The sequence below is a fragment of the Silvibacterium sp. genome (assembly GCF_047605705.1).
Taxonomy (GTDB): domain Bacteria; phylum Acidobacteriota; class Terriglobia; order Terriglobales; family Acidobacteriaceae; genus Silvibacterium.
Genome location: NZ_JASGFD010000002.1, coordinates 150,710 through 176,022, shown reverse-complemented (window position 1 = coordinate 176,022; position 25,313 = coordinate 150,710). Strand labels below are relative to the sequence as shown.

The following is a 25,313-nucleotide window of genomic DNA, read 5'->3' as shown; positions in this document are numbered from 1 at the left end:
CTATTGAGCAGCGACACGCCAGACCTGAATGTTCACGATAGGAGAAATGAATGATTCGCTCGAAGTTGCTGCTTAGCTTCATCGTTCTTGCAGGAGGGTCTGCTGCCTTCGGGCATCAGGCCACCCCGCAGGATGTCGACTACACATCGCGCTTTGATCTCTCGGGTGGTTACAACCTCATCGATGCCAATGCTCCTCCGTCCTCGTGCCAATGCTTCACGATGAACGGTGCATTCGTGGAGGGCGACTATAACTTCCGCAGCTGGCTGGGTGTGGCGGGTATGGTCACCGGCGGCCATGCTAAGGACATCAGCGAGCTTGGACAGAACCTCACGCTTCTGACGTACCTGGGTGGGCCGCGCATCATGTGGAACCATCAGCGGCTCTCGCTGTTCGGAGAGTTTCTGGTGGGAGGCGGCCGTGGTACGGGATCGTACTTCCCAACCAGCGCCGGCTCGAAGAGCAGCGCGACGGCGCTGGCCTTTTCCACCGGCGGCGGCCTGGACTTCAACATCACGCCACGCTTCGCCATTCGTGCCTTCAATGCGCAGTATCTGCGCACGGAGTTTCCGAATGGCGCCAACGACACACAGAACCAGTTGCAGATCAGTACGGGCGTAGTCTTCCGCTTCGGTGGAAGGGGCAGCGGCCAGAATGCTGCTCCGGTGATGCGCGTGCCGGAAGAACACTCCGAAATCGAGTTCACGTGCAGCGTGGGCACGCAGGAGGTCGCGGCGGGCGGCACGGTGCAGGTAATCGGCGAAACAATGACACTGCCCGACAAGCTGGACGTGAACTACTCATGGACCACGAACGCGGGCACAGTGCAGGGAAGCGGGCGCATGGTGATGATTGACACCACGCACCTGGCGCCGGGCACGTATCGTGTGGATGGCAGGGCATCCCTGGCCTCGAATCCGTCGGTCAGCTCCACCTGCCAGACAAGCTTCCGCGTCCGCGAAGAAGCGGCGCAGGCTTCCTCCAACGGGCAGGAGACGGTCATTCCGCCGACGAACGATCTGGATGACTTCCACAAGAATGTGGTCGATCTGTTCTTCGACTACGACAGTGCGAATATTCGTCCGGAAGGAGAGCGCGGGATCACGCAGGACGCAGCGTATCTCTCCTCGCATCCTGACCTGAATATCACCATCGCCGGATATGCGGACGAGCGTGGCTCCGCGGAATACAACATCGCGCTTGGACTCAAGCGGGCAACGGCAACGCGGGATGCGCTTGTCGGTGCAGGCATAGACCGGTCGCGGATGAAAGTGCTGAGCTACGGAAAAGAGAAGCCGTTCTGCACGGATGACACGGCAAGCTGCATGCAACAGAACCGGCGCGCACAGCTGGTCCCGGATACACCATAGATAGGAGATAAGCCGTAAATCAACACTGACCCCATTTCCCAGATTTGACGTTGAAGCTATCGCTTCAACCCTCCAGCGAAGTCTCTGCCCATCATGTTTGATGGGGGCCGGCATCAGGCAATTTGATGCCGGCTCATTTTTTGTGCGGGGAAAGAGTGAAGACATGCGCAGCCTGCGATGAGAAGCGAGGCAGCTGTACAGGGCAGGTGAAGTTAGCTCTGTACCTTCACTTCCGGCAGGCGGATGCCCTGGCGCAACTGCAGCACGAGGTTGCTGAGCGGCACGGGGCGGCTGTAGAGATAGCCCTGTCCGAAGTTGCAGCCGGCATGGAGCAGGGCCATCGCCTGCTCTTCCGTTTCGACGCCTTCCCCCACCACGCGCATATCGGCCTTTCTAGAAAGCTCGATGAGCATCTTGACGATATCCAGGTTCAGGCGATGGTGCATCATGTTACGGACGAAGGATTGGTCTATCTTTAGCACGTCGATCGGGAAGTTAGAGAGATAACTTAGCGAAGAGTATCCGGTTCCGAAATCGTCGAGAGCAATCTTGACTCCGAGAGCGCGAATATCCTGCAGGAGATAGCCGACGCGCTGCGGATCTCGGACGAAGACACTCTCGGTGATCTCGAGCTGCAGCAGGGAGGGATCGATGCCGCAGTTGCTCACCAGTTTCTTTACATGGCGGAGGAAATCCGGGTCGTCGAGCTGGCGGCTTGAAACATTCAGGCTGATGACGAGGCTGCGGCCTCCCTGCTGGGTCATCGTGCGAATATCGGCGACGGTCTGCTCCATAGCCCACACGCCCATCGGGATGATCGACCCTGCTTCCTCGGCAAGCTCGATGAAGGCGCCGGGAGGCAGCAGGCCGCGCGTCGGGTGATTCCAGCGGACAAGCGATTCCACGCCATAGATCGACAGATCGCGCATATCGACAAGCGGCTGATAGTAGAGCTCGAGCTGATTCTGTTCGACCGCAGTGCGCAGCTGAAGCGTGGTCTCGATCGCACGCAGCGTCTCATGAAAGATCGCCTGATCGTAAAAGACATAGCAGTTGCCGCCCTGCCGCTTTGCACGCTCGAGGGCTGTGGCGCCTGCTCGGAGAAGATCTTCTCCATCGGTGTAGCGCGACTCCACCTCGCAGACGCCGATGCTGACAGTCACAGGGAACTCAATGCCCTGCAGTGTGTACGGCTTCTCCATCAACTGGAGAAGGCGAAGCGCCATGCGCCGCGCCTGGTCCTGTGAGTTAATGCGTCCGAAGAGGATGCAGAACTCATCGGCCCCAAGTCTTACGGCGATGTCTTCATCGGATAACAGGTCCTCGATGCGTTCCGCCGCTTCCTTGAGCAGCGCATCGCCGTTCTGATAGCCGAAGAGCTCGTTCACAGACTGGAAGCGGTCGAGCCCGACATGCATGAGGTAGAGCGATGACTTATCCCTGCGCGCCGGTGCGTTGAGCTGTGTCTGCAGGTTTTCGAAGAGGAATGATCGGTTGCCGAGGCCGGTGAGGCTGTCGTGGAATGCGAGGTGCATGAGCTTGGCCTCCATCCACTGGCGCTGGCGGATCTCTCGCTGCAGTGCATCGTTCTGCAGCCGGAAGGTCTGCTGCTGAGCCGCAAGTTCGAGGGCTCGCTCCCGGCCTTCGCGGAGTTCGTCATCCAGCGGGCGCAGGGAAACCCTCTGCCATATATGTACGGCGACCAGGGCGAGGAGACCGGCTGAGCCGGATCCGAGGGCAAACGCTTCAAGCAGGGTGCGGTGAATAGGAAATGTCATCAGCTATGCCACCACTTACATGGATGGTGGAAACGATGCATCATCTTAGGCCTATGTTGCCAGTTATCGCTATATGGAATTTAGAAAATGCATGTGGATATCTGATTCGAGCGAGGTTTGCAATGAGCGATGCCTATCGTGCAGTTACCGGACGTTGCAGGTGATATCAAAACAGCAAAATTTCTGCGCGCAGGTACTTGCATCCGGTAATCATCATGGTTAAATGAACTCATAACGACAGCCCATAAGTCATCAAGACGAGAGTCCGAAGATGATAGCAAGGAAACGAGGCTGGAAGCCTGCCGACGCTCAGCCGCGGCAAGGTCTGACAAAGAGGATCGAGAAGTTATCTGGCTCGCTCTGCCTTTGCATATGGCATCCCCCCGATGTCCCTTTCACGTCACCCAGAAAGATATTCAAGATGCCGTGTGCGCCCAGCGATTCTGCGGTTCGCGGGTGTGTCAACCTATCACCTATCCACCCTTGAAGGAGTTCTGCCATGAAGAACATCAAAGCTATTGTCAACCGCCTGATCGCTGATGAGTCGGGCCAGGACCTGATCGAATACGCCCTCGTCGCCGGCTTTGTCGCCACCGCTGCCGTCACCGCCTTCACCGGCCTTGCCACGGACATCGCGGCGGTCTTTACCAAGATCGAAACCGATCTGACCACGGCGACCAGCTAGTCTCGCGACCGCGTCATTCCTCTATCGGAGCCTGCTGCTTGTGAGCGCAGGCTCCGGTATCCCTCAAATCTGGTGAGCCGAAACATTCCTTATTGCTGCGCTCTTGCCTTGATGAAACGTCTGTCGCATAGCGGCAGATGAAACAAATATCGACTGTAACTATCGCAGTTATTGCGAACTTCATCTCTTCCAGGAATATGTCATGATGCGCGATCACCAGGTGGTCTTCTGCGCTGTCGCTTCAGCCTTCGCCGCCGTCGCAGCTCTCTGGGATATACGAACCCGGAGAATCCCGAACCTCCTCTGCGCCACAGCGTTTGCAGCCGGACTTCTTCTGCACTTCGGACTCGATGGCTGGCAGGGTATGTTGACCGCACTGGCCGCGGGCATGCTTGCAGGAGGTGTCTTCCTTCTCTTCTTCATCGCCGGAGGCATGGGCGGGGGAGATGTGAAGATCGTTGCCGGGATCGCAGCGCTTGCAGGGTTCTCACAGCTTCCTTATTTCCTGATCTTCACCGGAATCGCCGGCGGAGTCATGGCCGTAATGCTCATCGTCAGGCACGGAGTCTTCCGCTCCACCTTTAAGAACCTGACTGTTTTGATGGGGCATCATGCGCGCCGGGGACTTACTCCGCACAAAGAGCTGAATGTCGAGAATAAGTCGACCCTGCGGCTGCCCTATGGCGTGGCGATCGCGGCAGGAGCGCTGTTCACCCTTTATCTGAATGGGAGCCGCAGCTAATGGCCGTGCGCACGCGGCGACTTCTTCTGGCTCTCCTGGTTGCTGTCCTCGTCTCGGGTTTATTTACGCTCTGGATAGGAAGCCGCCTGATCCACGCTCATGCAGCCAACGCGCAGGGTCTGCAGTACTATGCTGCTTCCCACGCGCTCGACGCTGGTGAGGTGCTCACCTCTTCTGACGTGAAGCAGACTCCGTGGCCGAGTTCTATCCCTCTAACCGGCGCGTTCACCAGGCAGCAGGATGTTGTCGGCAGAGCCGTACTGTTCCCGGTTGCCGCAGGCCAGCCTCTGCTGGATAGCCAGCTTGCTGCCGCAGGCTCCGGCGCAGGTCTCTCCACCAAGATCCCAACAGGCATGCGTGCTGTCTCGGTGAAGTCCGATCAGGTAGTTGGCGTCGCGGGATTTCTCTTTCCTGGAACGCATGTGGATGTGCTCGTGACCTATACCCTGCCGACATCTACCATGCCGGTCACATCCACGGTGCTGCAGGATGCGGAGATCCTGACGGCGGGAGAAAAGATGGAGCCCGATCCGCAGGGCAAGCCCGCAACGGTGGATGTGGTGACATTGCTTGTATCTCCCGATGACGCAGAGCGCGTGGTTCTGGCAAATGCTCAGGGACATGTGCATCTCGTACTTCGCAACGGCCGCGATAACGCACAGCCGACGCCGAGTCCCATTCAACTCACATCGCTCGGCACGCCGGCCGCAACGGAGGCTCCCAAGCCCAAGGCGGCCCCGCGTCCTCAGGCACCTGTCGCCGCTCCTGTGCCCGCAAAATATAACGTCCAGGTCATCAACGGGGATAAGTCCAGCACGGAGAGCTTCCAGTGAAGAACGTGGCTCGCAATACGAAAAAGGCTTTCTATAAGGTGGCTGTGCCTTTGGTGCTGGGTTCGACCTCTACGGTTGTTTTCGCGCAGAGCAAACCGCAAGCCATGCTTGCGGCGCCGGCGAGTGCGGCGCAGCCGGCAGCGGACTTTGTGAGCTCCGCGCCCAATGTGGATGCCATGCACCTGATGGTCGGCCGCTCCATGTACATCAACACCCGGCGTCGCCTCACGCGCATTTATGTGAGTAATCCGAATGTCGTTTCCGCGTATGTAGCCAGCCCCAATCAGGTGCTGGTGAGCTCGAAGGATATCGGCATCAGCTCGGTGGTGGTGTGGGATGAGTCAGGCGATTCGCAGCCATATCTGATCTCTTCGGATCAGGACCTCGATCCACTTCGCAGTTCGCTGCGGCAATCTTTGCCTGGTGAAAACGTGGAGGTGCGGAGCGATGGCGGAAGGATCGTCCTTTCCGGAGTGGTCGGTACGCCGGAAGATTCCGATGCGGCAGCGAAGCTTGCGGCAATGTATTCGAAGAATGTCTTCAATGCGCTGACCATCAACTCGGCCGTGGTGAAGCAGGTTCGCCTCAAGGTGAGAATCGTCGAGGTAGACCGCTCGAAGCTTACGGAGTTTGGATTCAACTTCTACAGCGTCGGCGGAAATACCCTTGCCCAGACCACTACCTCGCAGTTCTCGTCCACACTTACAGCGTCGACTGGTTCTTCCTCAAGCAGTTCGAGTGGCACAACGGCATCGGTCGGCAGCAAGACCGCGTCGTACACCAATCCTCTGAACTTTCTTCTCTATAACTCTTCGCTGAACATCGGAGCGATGCTGCAGGACATGGAAGAAAAGCAGATCCTGCAGATCCTGGCTGAGCCGACGATTACGACCATCAGCGGCAAGGAAGCCAGCTTCCTATCGGGCGGCGAATTTCCTTTCCCGGTGGTGCAGGGATCCACCGGCGGACTCGCCTCGATCAGCATCCAGTTCCGTCCTTACGGCGTGAAGATCGATTTCACCCCGGTCGTGAATGTTGATGGCACAGTGCAGTTGAAGGTAGCGCCGGAGGTCAGTGCTCTCGATTACACGAATGAAGTAAGCATCGACGGTTACGATATCCCGGCCATCTCGACACGCAGGGCAGACACGCAGGTGGTTCTGCGCAGTGGTCAGAGTTTCGCCATCTCAGGGCTCCTCGATCGCAGAACTACGGACGCTTACATGCGTACGCCCGGGTTCTCAAGCATCCCGATTCTCGGCCAGCTCTTTAAGTCGAAGAATCTGGATCACACGAAGACAGAGCTGGTCGTGATCGTTACACCGGAGGTCGTGAATCCTCTTACAGACGACACAGGGATCAAGGAACCGACGGTGCCGGTGCCTGCGATTGACGACACGCAATTCGATCAGTCACTTCAGAAGAAGAAATCCAACTAACCCCAGAGCTACTATGCGAGGAAAAGTCTTGCCCTTTGGCGGTAACAAACTGGACGTTCCGGATCCACTGGTCATTACAGTGTGCGCGGGCCCGGATACGGTGGATCGTCTCAACCATGCCATGCGTCGCCGGGCGTGGCAGAGCGAAGTGTCGACCTACACCTCGTATATCTCGCCGGACAAGCGCCCTTATTTCGCGCCGCTCATCAAGTCGGCGGAAGTGTGCGTTGCATTCGTGGACTTCAGCCGGTCGGCGGAAGAGGCAGTCGAGACAGCGCAATATCTGACGCAGATGTTCTCCGGAAAGATTACCGTGGTCGCGCTCGCAAAGAGCAAGGATCCGGCCAAGATCCTGACAGCCATGCGTTCCGGATGCAGCGAGTTTCTGGAAACGCCGTTGCAGGAAGATCCGCTGAACGATCTCTTCGACAGGCTCGAGCGGCAATGGCTCAGTACGCACTTCAAGGAGCCGCAGACTGGAACGGTTGTTTCACTCTTCGGCACCAAGGGCGGCGTGGGGACAACCACACTTGCGGTGCATCTTGCCGTCTTCCTCTCGCAGTCGCAGAAGAAGCGTGTGCTCCTGATCGATCATGTGCCGGAGCTTGGACATGTCTCTGTTTATCTTGGCATGGATGGGCGGCGCTCGCAATTCAATGAAGTCGTGAAGAACGTCAATCGCCTGGACAGCCAGCTGCTGCATGGGCTTGTCGGCCGTCATCCCATGGGCCTGCATGTCCTGTCATCGCCTGATATCTGCGGCGTGCGGCCGATGGACAGCGATGCGCTTGCCAAGGCGCTCGAGTTTCTTCGCTCTGAATATGACTACGTGGTTGTGGACTGCGATATCCGGCAGGAAGCGCACAATATGCCGGTGATTGCAGCCTCGCAGCGGCTCTATCTCGTCTCGACGCAGGATGTCGCTTCTTTGCGGAACCTCTCTCGTTACATCGACCGCTTCACGCTTCTCGATGCCGCGGTGGAGCGGATTGAAATCGCATTGAATCGCGTGTCCGATCTAGACCCAACGCTGGTGGAACAGGTGGAGAAGGCCGTAAAGCTGCCGATCAATCTGCGCGTTCCGAATGCCTATGCGGAGCTCACCAAGACGACGAACCTGGGTGAGCCCATTATGCCGGGCGCGAAGTCGCCGCTGGCTGCACGTTTTGCGAAGTGGGCTGAAACAGTCGCCGGAACAACGCACGCTGAAACTGCAACCAAGCGCCTGAAGCCGCTGCTGTCGCTGTGGCGATAGCCGGAGAGAACGCGGAATGCAGAGGGATGAGGAGATGGGCTCAACGGAGACACTGCTGAACGGCGGAACTGGAACGCGCAATGGACGCGGCGTTCCGGAAGAGGTGCAGCAGCAGATCAAGTCGGCTGTGCACAAGGAGTTCATCAAGCGGCTCGACCTGGATCGGTTGAGTGAGTTCAATCAGACGCGTGCCGGCCAGCAGCAGCTCTTCCTTCTGATTCAGCGGCTGCTCGTCGAGCATGGCATCCCGCTGAGTGTGACCGAGCGCGACAAGCTGGCGCAGGAGGTGCTCGACGAAGTCTTCGGCATGGGACCGCTCGAGCCGTTGTTGCACGATCCTACGATCAACGACATCCTCGTGAACACCCACAGCTCGGTCTATGTGGAGCGCCGCGGCCTGCTGGAGAAGACCAATGTGGCCTTCAAGGATGATCGCCACCTGATGCAGATCATCGAGAAGATCGTCTCCGCCGTGGGCAGGCGCGTGGATGAGTCTTCGCCGATGGTGGATGCGCGTCTCGCAGACGGCTCGCGTGTGAACGTCATCATTCCTCCGCTTGCGATCGATGGTCCCATCCTCTCGATCCGCCGGTTCGGCAATAAGGCGCTCACCGCAGATGACCTGATCCGGTCAAACACGCTTACGCGGCCCATGCTCGATGTGTTGCGCTGCGCGGTGCAGGCCAGGGTCAGCATTGTGATCTCCGGCGGTACAGGATCCGGTAAGACGACGTTGCTGAACCTGCTCTCCTCCTATATTCAATCGAACGAGCGCATCGTCACGATTGAAGACTCTGCGGAACTGATGCTGCGGCAGGAGCACGTAGTCAGGCTCGAGACGCGTCCTCCGAATGTGGAAGGGCATGGTGCAGTCCGGCAGCGTGAGCTGATGATCAACGCACTGCGCATGCGGCCCGACCGTATCGTGCTCGGCGAGGTGCGCGGCGAAGAAGCGCTCGACATGCTGCAGGCCATGAACACGGGCCATGACGGCTCCATGACCACGATTCACGCGAACACGCCACGCGATGCGTTATCTCGCATGGAAACGATGGCGATGATGGGCGACATTCGTCTTCCCGATCGAGCCATCCGTTCGCAGATTTCCTCCGCCGTGCAGTTGATCGTGCAGGTGGCGCGCATGAGTGACGGCAGTCGTCGCATCACGCATGTGAGCGAGCTCACCGGATCGTTCAGCGACACGATCAGCATGAACGATCTCTTTCTCTTCGAGAAGAAAGGGATCACCGGCACTGGCGCGGTGAAGGGGCGTTTTATTTCCACCGGGATTATCCCGCGTTTTGCCGAGAAGCTTGTTGCCGCTGGTATTCAGCTGCCGACGGATTTTCTCACGCACTCTGTGGATGTTTAGGGTGAATCGCACATGCTGCTGCTGATTGTCGTCTTCCTCGTCACACTGCTCGTGGTCTTCGGATCGCTGGCACTCGCCCTGCGGCCGGCGGCTGCGCAGGTCGCGCTGGATAAGCGCGTGAAGGAAGTGGTGACAACATCGTCGGAGCTGCAAAGTATCCTGCTGCCGGGCGCGGAGAGTCTGCTCGCGCAGCAGCGCGATGCGCTGGGGTGGATGCGCAAGGCGCTTGTGAAGTCTCCGCTGGCAACGCAGTTGGCTGCGCTGATTGTGCGCAGCCAGGTGAAGACAACGGTGTCGGCGATTCTGCAGATGTCCGCTGGGCTCGCTCTGCTCTGTGGCATTGGCATCTTCCTCGGCCTGAATTCTCCATTGCTCGCCGTCGCGGCTGCGGTTGCGGTGGGATACATCCCATTCGCATATCTCAAGTTCAGGCAGAAGAAGCGGCTCAATGCATTCAATGCAACATTGCCGGAGTGCGTAGAGACCTGCGCGCGCTCGCTGCGGGCCGGCCACTCCGTGATCGCCTCACTCGATATCGTGGCCCAGGAAGCGCCGGAGCCGGCGAAGACTGAGTTCGCAGAGGTATTCAAGAAGCAGAACTATGGCCTGCCATTGAATGAAGCGCTCCTCCAGATGATGGACCGTATGCCCTCGGAGGATCTGCGCGTAATGGTGACCGCGTTTCTTGTGCAGCGCGACACAGGAGGCAATCTTGTGGATGTTCTGGAGCGGCTGGTGGTGGTGATGCGCGAGCGCCTGCGCATCCAGCGCGACATTCGCACGCACACCGCACAGGGCAGGATGACAGGATGGATTCTCTGCATGCTGCCGATCGGGCTTCTTGTGCTCATCAATCTGATCAGTCCGGGGTATTCGGCGCCCTTCTTTCACACCGACCTTGGCAGGCACATGCTGTATGCAGGCATTGGGCTGCTGTTACTCGGAGGCTATCTCATTCGACGCATCATTCATGGGATCGAGGTGTAGGAACGATGCAGATTCTTTTTGTCGTTGCGCTCGGAGTCATGCTGTTTTGCATCGTCGCGATACTCGTGATCCCTTTCATGCTGCGCGGCAATCGCGAGTCGCGGCGTGTCATCGAGGCGCTGGGAGAGAAGCATGCCGAGCCTTCCATCTCAGACAAGGTGGATCGGCTCCAGGCTGGAGTTCTTCGGGTCGCACAGGATATTCGCACGAGGCTCGGCCTTTCGATCAGTACACGTTCTATCGATCGCCTCGCAGCCGCAGGCTATCAGGGAGCAAATGCACCCGACCTTTACTTTGCGGCGGAATGCCTTGTGCCTCTCGCGGGCGCATTTATCGGAAGCTTTATTCCTAAGAGCACACTGTTCTGGGTATTTATTCTGGTTGCACTCGGCTATCTTCTTCCGGGCATCTGGCTTACGGAGCGTGCGCGCAGGCGCAGAGATCGCATCGGCAAGAGTCTTCCGGATGTTATCGATCTCCTGGTTATCTGCGTCGAAGCTGGACTCGGTCTGGATCAGGCTCTGCTGCGCGTTAACAAGGAGATTGCCGCCGGTCACCCTGAACTGCAAAAAGAGCTCGCACGTGTGCATCTCGAGCAGAGAGCGGGCAGGCCTCGCATGGAGACGTGGCAGAATCTCGCGGATCGCCTTAAGGTGCGCGAGGTCTCGATATTCGTCAGCATGCTCACGCAGGCCGACCGCTTCGGCACACCGATTTCAAAAACGCTGAGCACCTTCGCGGAAGATCTTCGTACGCGCAGACGCCAGCGCGTGGAGGAGATGGCCCAGAAGACAAAGGTAAAGATCATCGTGCCACTGGTCTTCTGTATCTTTCCATGCCTGTTCATCGTGCTCCTGGGGCCGGCGATCCTGCAGATCGTCACCAGCCTCAAGGGTTTTGGTCGCTAACTCTAACCGTACCGGCGCGCAAAGGCCCGATCCTGCGAGCCTCGACTTAACCACATACCTCAAGGAGAAGAGTCGCCATGGATGCAGTCACAACTGTTCGTGTTATCGCCGGAGTTCTGGCCGTAATCGTTCTCGCCATCATCGTGTATCGTCGCCGCCGTCACTCGGTGTAAGCGGCAGAAGGGATTCTCATGCGCGTCGTATCCGTGCGAAACGAAACTACCGGCAGGAGTATTGGCGGGCAGATCCTCGTGGCTGATTCCAGCTTTACGCGGATGCGCGGGCTGCTGGGCCGCCGGAATCTCGATACAGGCGAGGGGCTTTGGATCAGGCCGTCATCCGGAGTTCACACCTTCGGGATGAAGTTCGCCATCGATGTCATCGGCCTGGATCGCAAGCGTCGTGTCGTGCGCCTGTGGAATGCATTGGTGCCGAATCGGCTGACGTCTGTCAGCTGGAAGATCAGCAGCGTCGTAGAGCTTCCGGCGGGAATGATCGCGGAAAGCGGAACGGAGATCGGACACACCCTTGAGATGGATGGGCTCGGTTAACGGACAGAAGCTCCGTCTGCGCGACTGCGCATGGCGGCTGCTCAACGACAGGCGTGGCCAGACGACCATCCTCGTCGCGTTCTGCATGATGATGATCCTGGGCTTCATCGGCCTTGCGATCGACGTCGGGCATTTTCGCTACGCGAAGCGCACGATGCAGACCGCGGCCGATGCTGCGGCAATTGCTGCAGCATCCGAGGTGCGTATCTGCGGCGGTACGGCTGACTGTTCCGCCATGCAGACCGCGGCGAGCTCCGCGATGACCGAGAACGGCTTTACTTCCGCGACCATCGTGCAGAACTGTGGAACGCCGAGCAGTACCGGCATCACCCTGAGCGTCAATAACCCTGTGTGCGCTGTTACGGGAGACGTAAATGCGGGTAAGTTGAACTACGTGGAAGCCGTGGTCACGGATCAGGTTCCTACTTATTTCGCACGTCTCTTCGGCATAAGTACCGTTACGGTGTCCGCGCGTGCGGAGGCAGCACGTGGCCTCGGCGGACCGTGTATTTATGCCCTGGATCAAACAGGCTCGAATGCAATCTCTTTTGCGGTAAACGCCATCGAACAGTTCAACTGCGGCATCGTCGATGAATCCAGTTCTTCGTCGGCGCTCTCCTGCCTCGTCTGCCTGTTTGTGTATGCGCCGTATATCGACGTCACAGGCGGCGTGGGTGGCCTGCTTTCGTTCTTCAGCCCGCCTCCGCACACCAATATACCGCGTCCAGAGCCGAATGATCCGCTAGCCTATCTTCCCGTGCCGACGAACGCCTCGGCAACTACGGCCTGTGGTACGACGACGTCCTCCCCATATACAGGATCGCCGGCCACCGTGAATATCATTACCGGATTGCTGAGTAACATCACGTTCAATCCCGGGGTCTATTGCGGGGGAATTGCAATTACGGCTGCGGTGCTCACAAATATTACGTTCAATCCCGGAGTCTACATCTTGAGGGACGGTCCGGGATTGCTCGGGAGTTTGACTCCGCAGGGCGGCCTGACCATCACCATCAATGCCCTTTCCAATATTCAGGGAACAGGGGTGATGTTTTATAACGCGGGAAATGTGTCGACGCCCGCTTCCACGGTCGGAGGTTTCTCGGTGACAGCGAGCTCGCTTGCCGGACTGGGTGGGTTCAATCTGTCGGCTGCTACCAGTGGAGAATATGGCGGAGTCCTGTTCTTTCAGGCGCGCAATGTCACGAATACCGGGACATTTGTGGCAAACCTGATTCAGGGCAATAAGATGGAAGGTGCGTTCTATCTTCCGGATGCCATGGTGAGTTATGGCGTAAGCGCCATATCGGATAACTACAACATCCTGGTGGCCAAGGATATCGAATTCAATGTAGGCCTCATCAGCACGTTCGGGAATAACTATGCGACCCTGCAAAGCGGATCTCCACTCAATGGCGATAATGTCTCTCTCGTACAGTAAGCCGCGTCCGGGCCTCTCATGGTGGGTACGCCGTGCTGGCTCGGATACAGGCGGGTCGAGCCTCATCGAGGCTGCGCTTGTGATGCCTGCGCTGCTGTTTCTTCTGGCCGGGGCTGCTGATTTCGGGCGTGCTTACTCGATTGCGAATGAGGTCTCGGCAGCCGCACATGCAGGCGCTCTCTACGGAATTCATAACCTCAGTGATACGGCAGGCATGGCGGATGCGGTGACAGCGGATGCCTCCGATCTCCCGGGGCTGACTACGACTACCACCTATGGTTGCGAGTGCTTCGACGGGACGAGCGTTGTCGCCGGCTGCACTACTCCACCAACAACCTGCACGCAAAACTACGTCAATTATGTGAAGGTGACCGCGTCGGATACGTATACGCCGATCTTTCCCTATCCGGGCATTCCTTCTTCGATCGTGCTGCAGAATACGGTGATTCTGCGCTCAGGCGGAGACTAGAGATGCGAAAGCAGAGCTGTGTTCTTCTGCAACATGCCTTCCGCTCTTCTCTCTGGCGCAACGAAGAGGGAAGTGAGATCGTGGAACTTTCGATCGTGCTCAGCGTTGTGCTGACGATCGTATTTGCCATTCTCTCCGCTTCGGAAGCAGTATATGCGCAGCATTACGTCAACTCGGCGGCAAATGATGCGGCCCGCTATGCGATCGTACGCGGCTCCTACTGGAGCGGAACGGCCTGCTCGACGGTCAGCACCACGAATTGTGCGGCCACTGCGGCAAATGTGCAGAGCTACGTGCAGAGCACGGTACCGCCGCTCATCAACTCGAATCAGCTGGGCGTGACGACAAGCTGGCCCGGCACCACGATCAGCGGGGCGGTGTGCGATACCGTCAACGGGACGAACAGTGGAACCTGCGTCGTCTCGGTCAGCGTGACCTATAACTACAACTTCCTGCTTCCATTTCTTCCCAGCAACACCATCACCTTTGAAGGCACTTCCACGGGTACGATCGCGGAATAATTTGCGGTTGCTGCCGGCTCCTAGTTATAGAGCAGAGTTATGCTCTTATCCCGCAAAGATGACAAAGCCCGCTGCCTTTTCGCAGCGGGCGAGAGTCAATGGCAAGAGCGGTCGCTAGGCGCGACGCCGAAAGAACGCAGAGGGGGCGGCTGGTCGTTCCTGTAAGGGTCTGGCTTGTTCCTTCAGCCAGGAGTTGTGCTCCATGCGGCTGATCTTTTCCGCAATGGCCAGGCTGATGAAGTGGTTTAAGGAAAGGCCTTCGCTGTGCGCCAGGTCATTGGCCTGCTGGCGCATGGTCGATGACAGGCGGAGCGGGAAGCAGTAGCGGTGTTTCGTGTCCAGAGACATAGACGATAGCTCACCCTCGCTATGGTTTTGTTTCTGCCAACGTCCGAGGTTGCAATCTGGGGGGGGGAAGCCCTGCGGAGCATCTGGCGCGGCTGCGATCAATCGTGGTACTAAAGTACCCGTAAGAGAATGTTACGGGTGACTTGTGGAGATAACGTAGCATTACTAGCGAGGAAATTGAAGTGGAAATTTCCCGTTTTGGAACTTATTTCTTCGCGGGATATCTAGAGTCATTTTTGATATCACGGATGATACCGTTTGGGCCGCATATGTTATGCCGGCGCGCATTTCCTCCTGAAAAAGCGACGTATGCGGACCCGAAAACTTTCCGACAAATGATGTGAAGGGACGATGTCATGAAGCGGAATGCCCTTTGCAGGCATGCAACTTGCAGATGAAGTGGGCCGAACGGCGCCTTGTCTTTCCATTTTGGGAAGCCTCGATTCAGGGAAAGAAGGACGCGAGCCTCTGAGAAATAACTCTCCTAAGCAAGGACAGGACAACTTATCGATCGATTCCATTGTTGATAAGTGAAGGAATGGAATCGAGGAAACATGCGGAGACCGCGTGTGTCTGAAAGGGGATAGGCTATCGCCTATGCGTCAGGCTATTCTGTTGCGGTTCGCGGACGGCCCATGCCGCTTGTCCGGAAATCGAATGATAGCGCTTTCCTTGAAATAGGAGACGCGAAGGGAACGGCCATCAGACAACACCTGTCGTAGACTGCAATTACTGTTCGATGGTGTGGAGCAGGATTGTGGGAGCGGCTGGCTCTACATGCCGAGAGAGAATGACAAAGAAGAAGAGCAAGCACCCAACATTAAGTGAAGTTGCCAAGAAGGCCGGCGTTGGAACCACGACGGTGTCGCGTGTCATCAATGGCGGTCAGCGTGTGGATCCGCAGACACTGGCGCGGGTGCAGCGCGTCATCGAGAGCCTGGGCTATATGCCCAACCAGGCTGCCCGAATTCTCAAGGGCGACCGGACGCGGACGATTGGTTTTGTGATCCCGAGCATCGCCGATCCCTTCTTTTCCAGCTGTGCGGAGGCGGCGCAGGCGATTGCCCGGGCGCATGAGTCCCTGCTGATTGTCCTGACGACCCAGAATGAGGTCCATGCGGAGGTGGAGAGCGTGAACGTCCTGCTGCGGCATCGCGCGGACGGATTCATCCTGGCCCCCGGCAATTCCCAGAGTCAGCTGCTGCGAAACCTGCTGAAGCGCGTGCAGGTGCCGGTGGTGACTCTCGATCGCCCGATCGAAGGGCTGCCGATCCCGGCCGTGGTCTCCGATAACTTCTCCGGGGCGCAGTTGGCTACGCGCCACCTGATCGAGCATGGATATAAAAGGATCGCGTGCCTCACCGGCGAGCCTACCTTATATACGATGCGCGAGCGTATCGCCGGCTATCAGAAAGAGATCGAGTCAGCCGGCCTCGAGATGATCCTCGACACGTCGATTAAGGATTACCGGTCGGCGGAGTATGCGCTGGAGAGCATGCTGGCGGGTCCGAACCCTCCGGACGCCTTGCTGACGCTGAAGAACAGCACCACGATTTTCTTCTTTGAGGCGCTGCAGAAACTGGGAGTGGTGGTGCCGGAGCGTGTGGCGCTGCTGGGGTATGACGATTTCGAGCTGGCGGCGACGGTGCGCCCTTCCATCAGCGTGGTGCAGCAACCCATCGAGGCGCTGGGCCGAACGGCAGCGGAGCTGCTGTTTGCGCGCATGCTGGACGGAGCGGCTACGGAAAAGAACAAGGCTGCCATTGTGCAGCTGCACACCCGTCTGATTCCGCGCGCCTCGTGCGGCTGCCGTCCCCAATAGACGTAGACGAGAGCCAACAAATCGCGGCTGCTGCCTGAAGCGGTCGCTCGCAGCCCTTCCCTGGCGGCCATCCGGCCGCCTTTTTTGTGCTCAGTGCCGCTCGGCAGCAGTACCCGCCTGGATTTCCGGGCTGGAGGTTGTCGCCGGAGGTGCTAGACGGGCTGGCGGGGGAAACGCTCACAAAAAAATCTTGACAGCGGTCTCACAGCCGGATGAAAATTCGAGTCACTCGTGGAATCGATACCATCCTGTCATGGAATGGCAACCATTTCACGTGCTCAAAATACAGGCCCGCGCAGCCCTTTGCACGAGCTATATACGACCCCAAAGCAGTACTTTTCTGGAGTTTGCCATGCGCAAAAACGTTTGTTTGTGGGCTGTTTGCCTCTGGGCGCTCGCCCTGCTGGCATGCGGCACCTCGGCGATGGCGCAGGAGTTTCGCGCCAACCTCACCGGACAGGTCACGGACCCTTCCGGTGCTCTCATTAGAAATGCCGAAGTCTCGGCGGTGAACGTTGATTCAGGAACAACCTATACCGGTAAGACGACGGATAAGGGTGTCTATTACATCCCCTATGTTCTGCCCGGCACCTATACGGTAACCGCTTCGGCGGACGGCTTTAAGACGGCCCAGCAGGATAAGGTCCTGATGCTGGCCTCGCAGACCTTCAATCAGAACTTCAAGCTGGAAGTGGGCTCCGTCTCTGAGAAGGTTGTCGTGAATACGGCGCCTGCGGAGCTCGAAACCTCGACAGGTTCGGGCGGCACGGTTATCGATCAGCGTGAGATCCAGAGCGTCCCTTTGAATGGCGGCGTGGCCTACAACCTGATCGGTACCACGACGGGCAGCCAGTTCACGACCACGCACTTCGGCAACGGTGGAACCCACGGTACGACGGGTTATGACACGTCGAATGCCTATACCATTGGTGGCGGCGTTGTGGGAAACAACCAGTTCACCCTTAATGGCACGAATATCACCAGCCAGTTCACTTACGATAATCACGCTGCGGGTGAGTGGAACGTCTCGCCGAACCTCGATTCGATCGAGGAAGTGAACGTGATGACTACCACCTACGATGCGCGCTACGGCCGCACCAGCGGCGGCACCATCAACACGGTGGGTAAGAGCGGTGGCAACCAGTTTCACGGCAACGCGCGCTATGCATATCAGGGCGCGTTCATGAACGCCAACAGCTACCAGAACAACCTGACCGACACGCCCAGGCAGGGCGGCCTTCAAAATCAGTTCTGGATCACTGCCGGCGGTCCGGTCATCAAGAACAAGCTGTTCTTCTTCTTCGGCTTCGAAGGGTATCGTCAGTCTCTCTCGGGATCCATCCTTGAGAACACGCCCCCGGCTTACCTGCGCCCGAACTTCAATGGCACGACCGGCGTAAACTTCAGCAATATTCAGACGTACGACTCCGCCGAGTTTCCCAATGGTCTCGCCGTCTTCCAGCCGGGTACGGCAAGCTGCCTCGACGGTGGCGCGGTTACAGCCTGCAACAGCAACCACGTGGTGCAGACGCAGTTCGCGGGCAATGCCATCCCGGCGTCCCAGATCAACGCGACGGCCGCGGCTGTACTGAACTACATTCCGCTGCCGAACATCGCAGGCGCGGTCAACCTGGCGAAGGGCTATAACTACCTGGCGATCACGCCAAACAAGTATGCCTATAACCAGCCGCAGATCCGCCTGGACTATAACCTGTCGGACAAGACCAAGCTGTACAGCTTCTTCCTCTACTGGCGTGGCACGCAGAACCAGAGTTCGAACGGTCTGGAAGGCATTGCAGAAAACGGCAGTGTGAACCACACAAAGCAGAACTTCGTGGCGACGCAGGATCTGACGCACGTTTTCTCGCCGAGCCTGATCGGCGACTTTAAAGTCTCTTTCAACCGTTTCTATGAGACCTCGCCGGATGGCGATCTCGAACAGCAGACAGATCCGGGCACCATCGGATTGACCATGCCGTTGCCGGCAATCACATCTGCGCGGTACCTGCCAGAGTTCAGTGTGACCGACGGTTGGGGCACCGGCTTTCTGGCAAACAATCCCAACGGCGACTCGACCATCTTTGGCAACCAGGGGAACCCGGACGTCACCAATACCTTCACCTTCGACGTGGACTTCACCAAGACAGCTGGCGCGCATACACTGGAGTTCGGCGGCGAGATCGACGAATTCCAGTACGGCGGCTATCCGGATAGCGGTGGCCATCCCAATGGCAGCTTCTCGTTTAACTCGGGATGGACGCAGCTAAACCCGCACAACTCCGGCTGCTATCCGATCGTGCCGCAAGACACGGACCCCAATTCCTGCGTGTCCAACTCGGCAAACGGTTCGGCGCTCGCCTCCTTCTACCTGGGCTATCCGGGTAGTGGCTCGATCGACTGGATTGGCTCGATCATGGAAGGTTATCCGGTCTATGCGGGATACTTCCAGGACAACTGGCGCGTGAACAGCCGACTGACCCTGAACCTCGGCATCCGTTATGACGTGCAGCGCGGTCTGCGCGAGCGCCACAACAATCTCAACCGTGGTCTGTGCCTCACTTGCGTGAACCCTCTGACCAATGAGGCTGAGTATCAGGCCAACGTCGCGAACGGAGCCAACCAGGCGGCATGGACGGCGGCTGGCATCAGCCCGTCTTCCCTCGATACCGTCTACGGTGGCATCGAATTTGCCGGCACCAATGGCCAGTCGCGCGATGCTTACAACACCGACTGGTCTGACGTAGGGCCGCGTATCGGTTTCGCCTTCGTCGTGGATCCCAAGACTGTGATCCGCGGTGGCTGGGGCCTGATGTACTCCTATGGCCTGGAAGGTGGTTCGAGCGTGGGTGAAGCGCAGACCACGAGCCTCACGACCAGCACGGACGGCAACAATACGCCGACCAACTACTTCCAGAGTGGCAACCCCTTCTACTCGGGACTGCTGGCGCCTACCGGCAGCAGCGCCGGACTGTTGACCGATGTTGGCAATGGCGGCGTACAGGTCGACTTCCCCAACCGCAAGATTCCGATGGAGCAGATTCTCTCCCTCGGCTTCCAGCGCGAGTTGCCCGGACAGGTCGTCCTGGACGCTCGTTACGCTGGCAACTTCACCAGCCGTCTGCGTATCAGCACTCTGTGGCTGAACGGTACGGCCACGCTGGCCGAGCAGCAGGCAGCTCAGGCAAACACCAGTGTGTGGACTCAGCAGGTTCCGAATCCCTACTACGGTGTTCCGGGCATGGACGGTCCGGGAGAGTGCGGCACGAACACGACGGTGCAGGCCATTGTGCTGGATTTGCCCTATTCGCAGTATTGCGGTGGTGGCGGTGGTGCAGGTCTGGTGGGTCAGTACAATTCCCCGCAGGGCCGCAACTGGTATAACGGTCTCGAGGTAAAGTTGAGCCGCCGTGTAACCAACTCATCCGGTAAGGGCGCTAGCTTCCAGTTGGCTTATACCTACTCGAAGACGATGAGCCGCGACGGCTACCTGAACGGCTGGCCGTATCAGGACCCCGAGCAGCAGCATGATCTCGCGAGCACGGACCGCACGCACGTTCTCTCCGTCACCAGCGTGTACGATTTGCCCTTCGGGCAGGGAGGGCTCTTCTTCAACCAGCCGAATCCGTTCGTCGGACGGATCATCTCGGGATGGACGCTGAGCGGTGTCTTTAACGTGCAGAGTGGTACCCCGGTCGGCATCGACAATGGCGACTGGTACACCTGCCCGAATGTCAGCTATCGTCCGTCGCGTGGAACTTCAGTCGGTGCCGGCCGCTGGCTGAACAACGAGAACAGTGCCTACAACACATGCTGGCAGAGCATTCCGCAGTATGGCCTCATGAACCTGCACACCGAAACCAACGAGGTGCGCAACCCGACGATTCCGAGCCTGGATCTTTCGCTGCAGAAGAATACGAAGATCCGCAACAGCCTCAACCTGCAACTTCGTCTTGACGCTTTCAACGCGCTGAACTCGGTGCTGTTCGGCGGTCCGGACACGACGCCCGGCGACGGTCCCCCGACTTACACTGTCGGATCTGGCTGGAGCGGTTTCGGCACGGTCGGTCCGGAACAGCAGAATTTCCCCCGTGTGCTGCAGGTCGGGGGCAACATCACCTTCTAACCGGCAGTCTTGCCGCAGGCTTTCGCGACAACCCTCGCGAGGCCTGCGGCGTTGCCGTATGCACGATGCGCCGGGGAGCGATCCCCGGTTTTCGCCTGTTCAGATCACAGTCGGACAGGCCTCGGTATTTTGTAACAATTACTGGAGAGTATTCATGCGATTCCCGCGTCCGCGTACCGGATCCGCGCTGCTGGCCTTTGCAACACTGACCCTTGCATCGTTTGCCCAATCCACGGCGAAGCCCGACCTCTCGAATGAGCCGACGCTCTACGCCGTTGGTTATGCGCACCTGGACACGGAGTGGCGGTGGGAATATCCGCAGGTGATCGATGAATACCTGCGCAACACGATGGAGCATAACTTCACGCTCTTCGAAAAGTATCCGCACTACATCTTCAACTTCAGCGGCGCGAACCGTTATCGCCTGATGAAGGAGTACTTCCCGCAGGACTTCGCGAAGGTCGACCAGTATGTGGCGTCGGGGCAGTGGTTCCCCGCGGGCTCGTCGATGGAAGAGGGCGATGTGAATGCGCCGAATGCCGAGGCGATCATCCGCCAGATCCTTTATGGCAATGAGTGGTTCCAGAAGGAGTTCGGCAAGTCGAGCGAAGAGTACATGCTGCCGGACTGCTTCGGATTCCCGGCTTCGCTGCCGTCGATCCTGGCGCACTCGGGCGTGAAGGGTTTCTCGACGCAGAAGCTGACCTGGGGCTCCTCTGCGCCGGGCGGCGGACCGGAGTCGCTCGAGCGCACGCCGGAGGGCACGCCGTTCAACGTGGGCGTGTGGGTCGGTCCCGATGGAAGCTCGGTGGTGGCGGCGCTCAATCCGGGCGCATACAACGGCAACATCACCACTGACCTGAGCAAGCCTCTCGATCCTGAACCGCCGAACCCGGCCGCGCAGGACATCGAGAAGCGCATGGGCGAGCTCGAGGCGAAGCTGGTCAAGGCGCAAAAGGAAAAGAAGGAAGACCCGGAAGATCTGAAGGAGTATTTCGCGCTGCGCAGCGAACAGCAGGCGCTTGCTGAGTTCAATGAGCAGCGGGAGCTGCAGCGCTTCCAGGGGGACTGGGCCGCGCGCGTGCTCAACAACGGCAAGGTGACGGGCGTCTTCGCCGACTATCACTACTACGGCATCGGCGACACGGGCGGCTCGCCGCGCGAACCTTCGGTCAAGCTGCTGGAGCAGATCGTCGACAAGGGTAAGGCGCAGCTGCCCGAGGGCGGCTTCGGCATGATGCGCGGCGGCAATCGTGGGGAAGGTCCGGAAGTGCAGGTGGGCGAAGGCCCGGTGCACGTGGTGTCGGCGACCGCCGACCAGATGTTCAAGGACATTACGCCGGCGCAGGTCGCGGAGCTGCCGCGTTACACGGGCGAAATGGAGCTGACGAATCACTCGGCCGGATCGCTGACCTCGCAGGCGTATCAGAAGCGCTGGATCCGCAAGGAGGAGCTGCTGGCGGATGCGGCCGAGGAGTCGTCGGTCGCGGCGCAGTGGCTGGGCGCGCGCGAATATCCCATCGGTCGGCTCAACGACGCATGGACGCTGGCCATGGCCGCGCACTTCCACGATCTTGCAGCAGGCACGGCGACACCGCGAGCCTACAACTTCGCGTGGAATGACGATGTCATCGCGATGAACCAGTTCTCGGATGTGCTGAAGAGCGCAACCGAAGGCGTGGCCGCAGCGCTCGATACCGACGGCGCGGGCGTGCCCGTGGTTGTGTTTAACGAGTTAAATATCGCCCGACAGGATCTGGTCACGGCTGAGGTCGCATTCCCCGGCGGTCTGCCGAAGGAAGTTCATGTGGTCGGCGCCGATGGCAAAGCCTCGCCTGCGCAGATCGTCAACGGCAAGGTGGTCTTCGCGGCCAGCGTGCCTTCGGTCGGATATGCGGTGTATCACGTGCTCCCCGGCGCAGTGGCTGCGGAGTCGAAGCTGAGTGTGAGCGAGCACTCGCTCGAGAACGCGTACTACAAGGTCACCATCGACGAGCACGGCGATGTCTCGAGCATCTACGACAAGCAGGCGAAGCAGGAGCTGCTGCGCGCGCCGGCGCGGCTCTCGCTGAACTATGACAACCCGCAGCAGTGGCCGGCCTGGAACATGGACTGGGACCAGGAGCAGGCGAAGCCGCGCGAGTACGTGTCGGGGCCGGCAAAGATTCGCGTGGTCGAGAACGGCCCGGTGCGTGTGGCCGTCGAGATCTCGCGTGAGACCGCGGGCTCGCGCTTCGTGCAGACTGTCAGCCTTTCCGCAGGCGACGCGGGCAAGCGCGTCGAATTCGGCAACGTGATCGACTGGGCCTCGCGCGAGGTAAACCTCAAGGCGGAGTTCCCGCTGACGGCCTCGAATGAGCTGGCAACCTACAACTGGGATATCGGCACGATCCAGCGGCCTTCGGCAACGCCGAAGAAGTTCGAGGTGCCGAGCCATCAGTGGGTCGACCTCACCGATGCCAGCGGCAAGTTCGGCGCGACGATTCTGACGGATGCGAAGAACGGATCGGACAAGCCGAACGATCACACCATCCGCCTCACGCTGCTGCGTACGCCTGGCACCTCAGGTGGTTATTCGGATGAAGCCTCGCAGGATATCGGTCATCATGAGTTCACCTACGGCATCGCCGGGCACGCAGATGGATGGCGCGATGCGCAGACCGATTGGCAGGGACAGCGCCTGAACGCGCCGCTGGTCGGCTTCGAATCGCCGAAGCATACAGGCACGCTGGGCAAGAGCTTCTCGCTGGTAAAGGTGAGCAGCCCGCGCGTGCGCGTGATGGCCGTGAAGAAGGCCGAGAAGAGCGACGAGGTGGTCATCCGCCTGGTAGAGCTCGATGGCAAGCCGCTTGAAGATGTGAAGGTGAACTTCGCTGCACCGATTGTGGCTGCACGTGAGGTGAACGGACAGGAGCAGCCGCTGGGTGAGGCGACGGTGAAGGAGGGCGCGCTGGTTACGTCCTTCGGCGCGTATCAGCCGCGTGCCTTCGCGCTGAAACTGGCCGCATCGAAGACGGCGGTCGCCGCAGTGAAGTCCGAGGCGGTCACGCTGCAATATGACACCGCGACGGCTACAAATGACGGCACGACCACCCAGGGTGGCTTCGATGGCAAGGGCGATGCGCTGCCTGCGGAGATGCTGCCGCAGGAGATTGCCTTCAATGGCGTGAAGTTCGCGCTGGCTGCTGCCAAGACCGGCACGCCGAATGCGGTTACGGCCAAGGGGCAGTCGATTGCGCTGCCTGCCGGCCACTACAATCGCGTCTACGTGCTGGCGGCCTCGGCCGAGGGTGACCAGAAGGCGGTATTCACCGCGGGTGAGAACAAGGCCGAGCTGAACATCCAGGACTGGGGCGGATTTGTCGGCCAGTGGGATAACCGCATCTGGAGCCTGAATGATTACGCGCACGACAACTACGGCGAGATGGTCGGCCTGAAGCCGGGCTTCATCAAGCGTGCGTCGCTGGCCTGGTATGCGAGCCATCATCATGATGCGGCGGGCAAGAACGTGCCGTATGCATACTCGTACCTCTTCGGCTACAGCATCGAGCTGCCTGCGGGCGCGAAGATGCTGACCCTGCCGGACAACGACAAGATCCGCGTGCTGGCCGTTTCGGTCGCGGAAGAAAACCCTGAAGTGAAGCCGGTGCAGCCGCTGTATGATGTGCTGCCCTCCCCCAACGCGGGTGCACCGGACTTCTCACTGACGGCGCCTGCAAAGACTTCGGTCTCGCAGGGCCGCTCGGTGAAGAGCCATGTGCTGATCCTTCCGCGCGGCAGCTTCGATAGCGATATCTCGCTCACAGCGTCGGGTCTTCCCGAGGGTGTGACGGCAAGCTTCGAGCCGGCGACGACGAAGGGCAGCAGCGTGCTGACGCTGACGGCTTCGTCCTCGGCTGCACCTGCAACCTCCACGGTTACAATTTCGGCGGCCGCGGGCGATGTCGCGCATACGACGACGATCGAGCTGACGGTGACCGAGGTGGTGAAGGGCGCAGTGCCGGTCGATCTCTCCTCGTCGTATAACGTGACGGGCATCTATAAGGACGGCACGAAGTTCGACAGCGCAGTGAGCCTCGACGACGATTGCTGCGCTCTCTCGACCGAAGCGCTCGGCACCGATCCTGTAGGCGCGGACGTGGTCTTCCATCTCGGACCGCCGAATGCTCCGGATGCGGTTGCGAACAAGACAGTGGCTCTGCCGGAAGGCAAGTACACGGCCCTTAAGGTGCTGGCCACCGGTGTGGAAGGCACGCAAAAGCGGCAGGTCTTCACCGTGACCTATACCGATGGCACCTCGTCCGTCTTCTCGCAGAACATCAGCGACTGGGCGAGCGACGGTGGCCAGAAGGGTGAGTCGCCGGCGGCCGAGATGGCCTACCGCGTGACAACCGACGGCGGCAAGGATGGGGGCCCGTTTCACCTCTTCGCGTACAGCTTCCCGCTCGATGGCGGCAAGTCGGTGAAGAGCGTGACGCTGCCGGGTAATCGCAATGTCGTGGTGCTGGGCATAACGCTGGTGCCGGTCAAGTAATCATTCCGCAGGCCGCCGGTCTTTGGGTTTTGGGGAGACCGGCGGCCATTTTTCAGCTCTGGATTCCTTTTTGGAAGCGGTTCCGTTACTCTCCCGTGAGCCGCTTCCGTTTTGTAACCATATGTGTGACAAGAT

19 protein-coding genes are annotated in these 25,313 nt (G+C 59.1%); 17 read left to right on the top strand and 2 right to left on the bottom strand.

Annotated features, from left to right (window positions below; translation table 11 throughout):
• Window positions 1-50 precede the first annotated feature (50 nt).
• On the top strand, window positions 51-1,370 hold the full coding sequence (locus QM649_RS01425; protein ID WP_415197212.1) for an OmpA family protein: 1,320 nt from the start codon (window positions 51-53) through the stop codon (window positions 1,368-1,370).
• 212 nt (window positions 1,371-1,582) lie between these two features.
• Here the strand turns inward: QM649_RS01425 and QM649_RS01420 are convergent, their stop codons facing one another.
• Window positions 1,583-2,905, bottom strand: a complete 1,323-nt coding sequence (locus QM649_RS01420) for a putative bifunctional diguanylate cyclase/phosphodiesterase (protein ID WP_415197211.1) — start codon at window positions 2,903-2,905, stop codon at window positions 1,583-1,585.
• Between QM649_RS01420 and QM649_RS01415 the strand changes: the two genes are divergently transcribed.
• The 13 genes from QM649_RS01415 to QM649_RS01355 all read left to right on the top strand — a co-directional run bounded on the left by QM649_RS01415 (window position 2,900) and on the right by QM649_RS01355 (window position 14,351).
• On the top strand, window positions 2,900-3,094 hold the full coding sequence (locus QM649_RS01415) for a hypothetical protein (RefSeq protein ID WP_415197210.1): 195 nt from the start codon (window positions 2,900-2,902) through the stop codon (window positions 3,092-3,094). The genes QM649_RS01420 and QM649_RS01415 overlap by 6 nt on opposite strands.
• A gap of 553 nt (window positions 3,095-3,647) precedes the next feature.
• Complete coding sequence (locus QM649_RS01410; RefSeq protein WP_415197209.1) at window positions 3,648-3,833, top strand: Flp family type IVb pilin; 186 nt, start codon at window positions 3,648-3,650, stop codon at window positions 3,831-3,833.
• Between the two features lie 202 nt (window positions 3,834-4,035).
• Window positions 4,036-4,575 carry an A24 family peptidase gene (locus QM649_RS01405; RefSeq protein ID WP_415197208.1) on the top strand — a complete coding sequence of 180 codons (540 nt, stop codon included), beginning with the start codon at window positions 4,036-4,038 and terminating at the stop codon, window positions 4,573-4,575.
• Entirely contained in the window at window positions 4,575-5,408 is an 834-nt protein-coding gene (gene cpaB, locus QM649_RS01400; protein ID WP_415197207.1) for a Flp pilus assembly protein CpaB, read from the top strand. Before QM649_RS01405 ends, cpaB begins: the two co-directional genes overlap by 1 nt.
• On the top strand, window positions 5,405-6,847 hold the full coding sequence (locus QM649_RS01395; RefSeq protein ID WP_415197206.1) for a type II and III secretion system protein family protein: 1,443 nt from the start codon (window positions 5,405-5,407) through the stop codon (window positions 6,845-6,847). Before cpaB ends, QM649_RS01395 begins: the two co-directional genes overlap by 4 nt.
• A 28-nt stretch (window positions 6,848-6,875) precedes the next feature.
• Complete coding sequence (locus QM649_RS01390) at window positions 6,876-8,102, top strand: AAA family ATPase (RefSeq protein ID WP_415197205.1); 1,227 nt, start codon at window positions 6,876-6,878, stop codon at window positions 8,100-8,102.
• A 34-nt stretch (window positions 8,103-8,136) separates the two neighbouring features.
• Complete coding sequence (locus tag QM649_RS01385) at window positions 8,137-9,474, top strand: CpaF family protein (RefSeq protein ID WP_415197204.1); 1,338 nt, start codon at window positions 8,137-8,139, stop codon at window positions 9,472-9,474.
• 12 nt (window positions 9,475-9,486) lie between these two features.
• Window positions 9,487-10,461 carry a type II secretion system F family protein gene (locus QM649_RS01380; RefSeq protein ID WP_415197203.1) on the top strand — a complete coding sequence of 325 codons (975 nt, stop codon included), beginning with the start codon at window positions 9,487-9,489 and terminating at the stop codon, window positions 10,459-10,461.
• Window positions 10,462-10,466: 5 nt separating this feature from the next.
• The gene (locus tag QM649_RS01375) at window positions 10,467-11,369 is read left to right on the top strand and encodes a type II secretion system F family protein (protein ID WP_415197202.1); all 903 of its coding nucleotides are present in this window, start codon (window positions 10,467-10,469) and stop codon (window positions 11,367-11,369) included.
• 191 nt (window positions 11,370-11,560) lie between these two features.
• Window positions 11,561-11,920, top strand: a complete 360-nt coding sequence (locus tag QM649_RS01370; protein WP_415197201.1) for a DUF192 domain-containing protein — start codon at window positions 11,561-11,563, stop codon at window positions 11,918-11,920.
• Entirely contained in the window at window positions 11,907-13,361 is a 1,455-nt protein-coding gene (locus tag QM649_RS01365; RefSeq protein ID WP_415197200.1) for a pilus assembly protein TadG-related protein, read from the top strand. The genes QM649_RS01370 and QM649_RS01365 overlap by 14 nt, the downstream gene beginning before the upstream one ends.
• A complete protein-coding gene (locus QM649_RS01360; protein WP_415197199.1) occupies window positions 13,333-13,830 on the top strand; it encodes a TadE/TadG family type IV pilus assembly protein in 498 nt (165 codons plus the stop codon). The genes QM649_RS01365 and QM649_RS01360 overlap by 29 nt, the downstream gene beginning before the upstream one ends.
• Before the next feature lie 80 nt (window positions 13,831-13,910).
• The gene (locus QM649_RS01355) at window positions 13,911-14,351 is read left to right on the top strand and encodes a TadE/TadG family type IV pilus assembly protein (protein ID WP_415197198.1); all 441 of its coding nucleotides are present in this window, start codon (window positions 13,911-13,913) and stop codon (window positions 14,349-14,351) included.
• Window positions 14,352-14,465: 114 nt separating this feature from the next.
• Here QM649_RS01355 and QM649_RS01350 read toward each other — a convergent pair whose 3' ends face one another.
• A complete protein-coding gene (locus QM649_RS01350; RefSeq protein WP_415197197.1) occupies window positions 14,466-14,699 on the bottom strand; it encodes a hypothetical protein in 234 nt (77 codons plus the stop codon).
• 790 nt (window positions 14,700-15,489) lie between these two features.
• On the opposite strand from QM649_RS01350, the gene QM649_RS01345 reads away from it, so the two are divergent.
• The 3 genes from QM649_RS01345 to QM649_RS01335 all read left to right on the top strand — a co-directional run bounded on the left by QM649_RS01345 (window position 15,490) and on the right by QM649_RS01335 (window position 25,178).
• Window positions 15,490-16,521 (top strand): LacI family DNA-binding transcriptional regulator, encoded by a 1,032-nt coding sequence (locus QM649_RS01345; protein WP_415197196.1) that lies wholly within the window; start codon window positions 15,490-15,492, stop codon window positions 16,519-16,521.
• A 352-nt stretch (window positions 16,522-16,873) separates the two neighbouring features.
• A complete protein-coding gene (locus QM649_RS01340; protein ID WP_415197195.1) occupies window positions 16,874-20,644 on the top strand; it encodes a carboxypeptidase regulatory-like domain-containing protein in 3,771 nt (1,256 codons plus the stop codon).
• Window positions 20,645-20,798: 154 nt separating this feature from the next.
• On the top strand, window positions 20,799-25,178 hold the full coding sequence (locus QM649_RS01335; protein WP_415197194.1) for a glycoside hydrolase family 38 C-terminal domain-containing protein: 4,380 nt from the start codon (window positions 20,799-20,801) through the stop codon (window positions 25,176-25,178).
• Window positions 25,179-25,313 lie beyond the last annotated feature (135 nt).

Bases quoted from the DNA above. Each gene is read 5' to 3' on its own strand.
- QM649_RS01420 (WP_415197211.1), bottom strand. From the start codon at position 2,905: ATGCACCTCGCATTCCACGACAGCCTCACCGGCCTCGGCAACCGATCA.
- QM649_RS01385 (WP_415197204.1), top strand. From the start codon at position 8,137: ATGGGCTCAACGGAGACACTGCTGAACGGCGGAACTGGAACGCGCAAT.
- cpaB (WP_415197207.1), top strand. From the start codon at position 4,575: ATGGCCGTGCGCACGCGGCGACTTCTTCTGGCTCTCCTGGTTGCTGTC.
- QM649_RS01375 (WP_415197202.1), top strand. From the start codon at position 10,467: ATGCAGATTCTTTTTGTCGTTGCGCTCGGAGTCATGCTGTTTTGCATC.
- QM649_RS01425 (WP_415197212.1), top strand. From the start codon at position 51: ATGATTCGCTCGAAGTTGCTGCTTAGCTTCATCGTTCTTGCAGGAGGG.
- QM649_RS01410 (WP_415197209.1), top strand. From the start codon at position 3,648: ATGAAGAACATCAAAGCTATTGTCAACCGCCTGATCGCTGATGAGTCG.
- QM649_RS01370 (WP_415197201.1), top strand. From the start codon at position 11,561: ATGCGCGTCGTATCCGTGCGAAACGAAACTACCGGCAGGAGTATTGGC.
- QM649_RS01360 (WP_415197199.1), top strand. From the start codon at position 13,333: ATGGCGATAATGTCTCTCTCGTACAGTAAGCCGCGTCCGGGCCTCTCA.
- QM649_RS01365 (WP_415197200.1), top strand. From the start codon at position 11,907: ATGGGCTCGGTTAACGGACAGAAGCTCCGTCTGCGCGACTGCGCATGG.
- QM649_RS01340 (WP_415197195.1), top strand. From the start codon at position 16,874: ATGCGCAAAAACGTTTGTTTGTGGGCTGTTTGCCTCTGGGCGCTCGCC.
- QM649_RS01405 (WP_415197208.1), top strand. From the start codon at position 4,036: ATGATGCGCGATCACCAGGTGGTCTTCTGCGCTGTCGCTTCAGCCTTC.
- QM649_RS01345 (WP_415197196.1), top strand. From the start codon at position 15,490: ATGACAAAGAAGAAGAGCAAGCACCCAACATTAAGTGAAGTTGCCAAG.
- QM649_RS01350 (WP_415197197.1), bottom strand. From the start codon at position 14,699: ATGTCTCTGGACACGAAACACCGCTACTGCTTCCCGCTCCGCCTGTCA.
- QM649_RS01380 (WP_415197203.1), top strand. From the start codon at position 9,487: ATGCTGCTGCTGATTGTCGTCTTCCTCGTCACACTGCTCGTGGTCTTC.
- QM649_RS01335 (WP_415197194.1), top strand. From the start codon at position 20,799: ATGCGATTCCCGCGTCCGCGTACCGGATCCGCGCTGCTGGCCTTTGCA.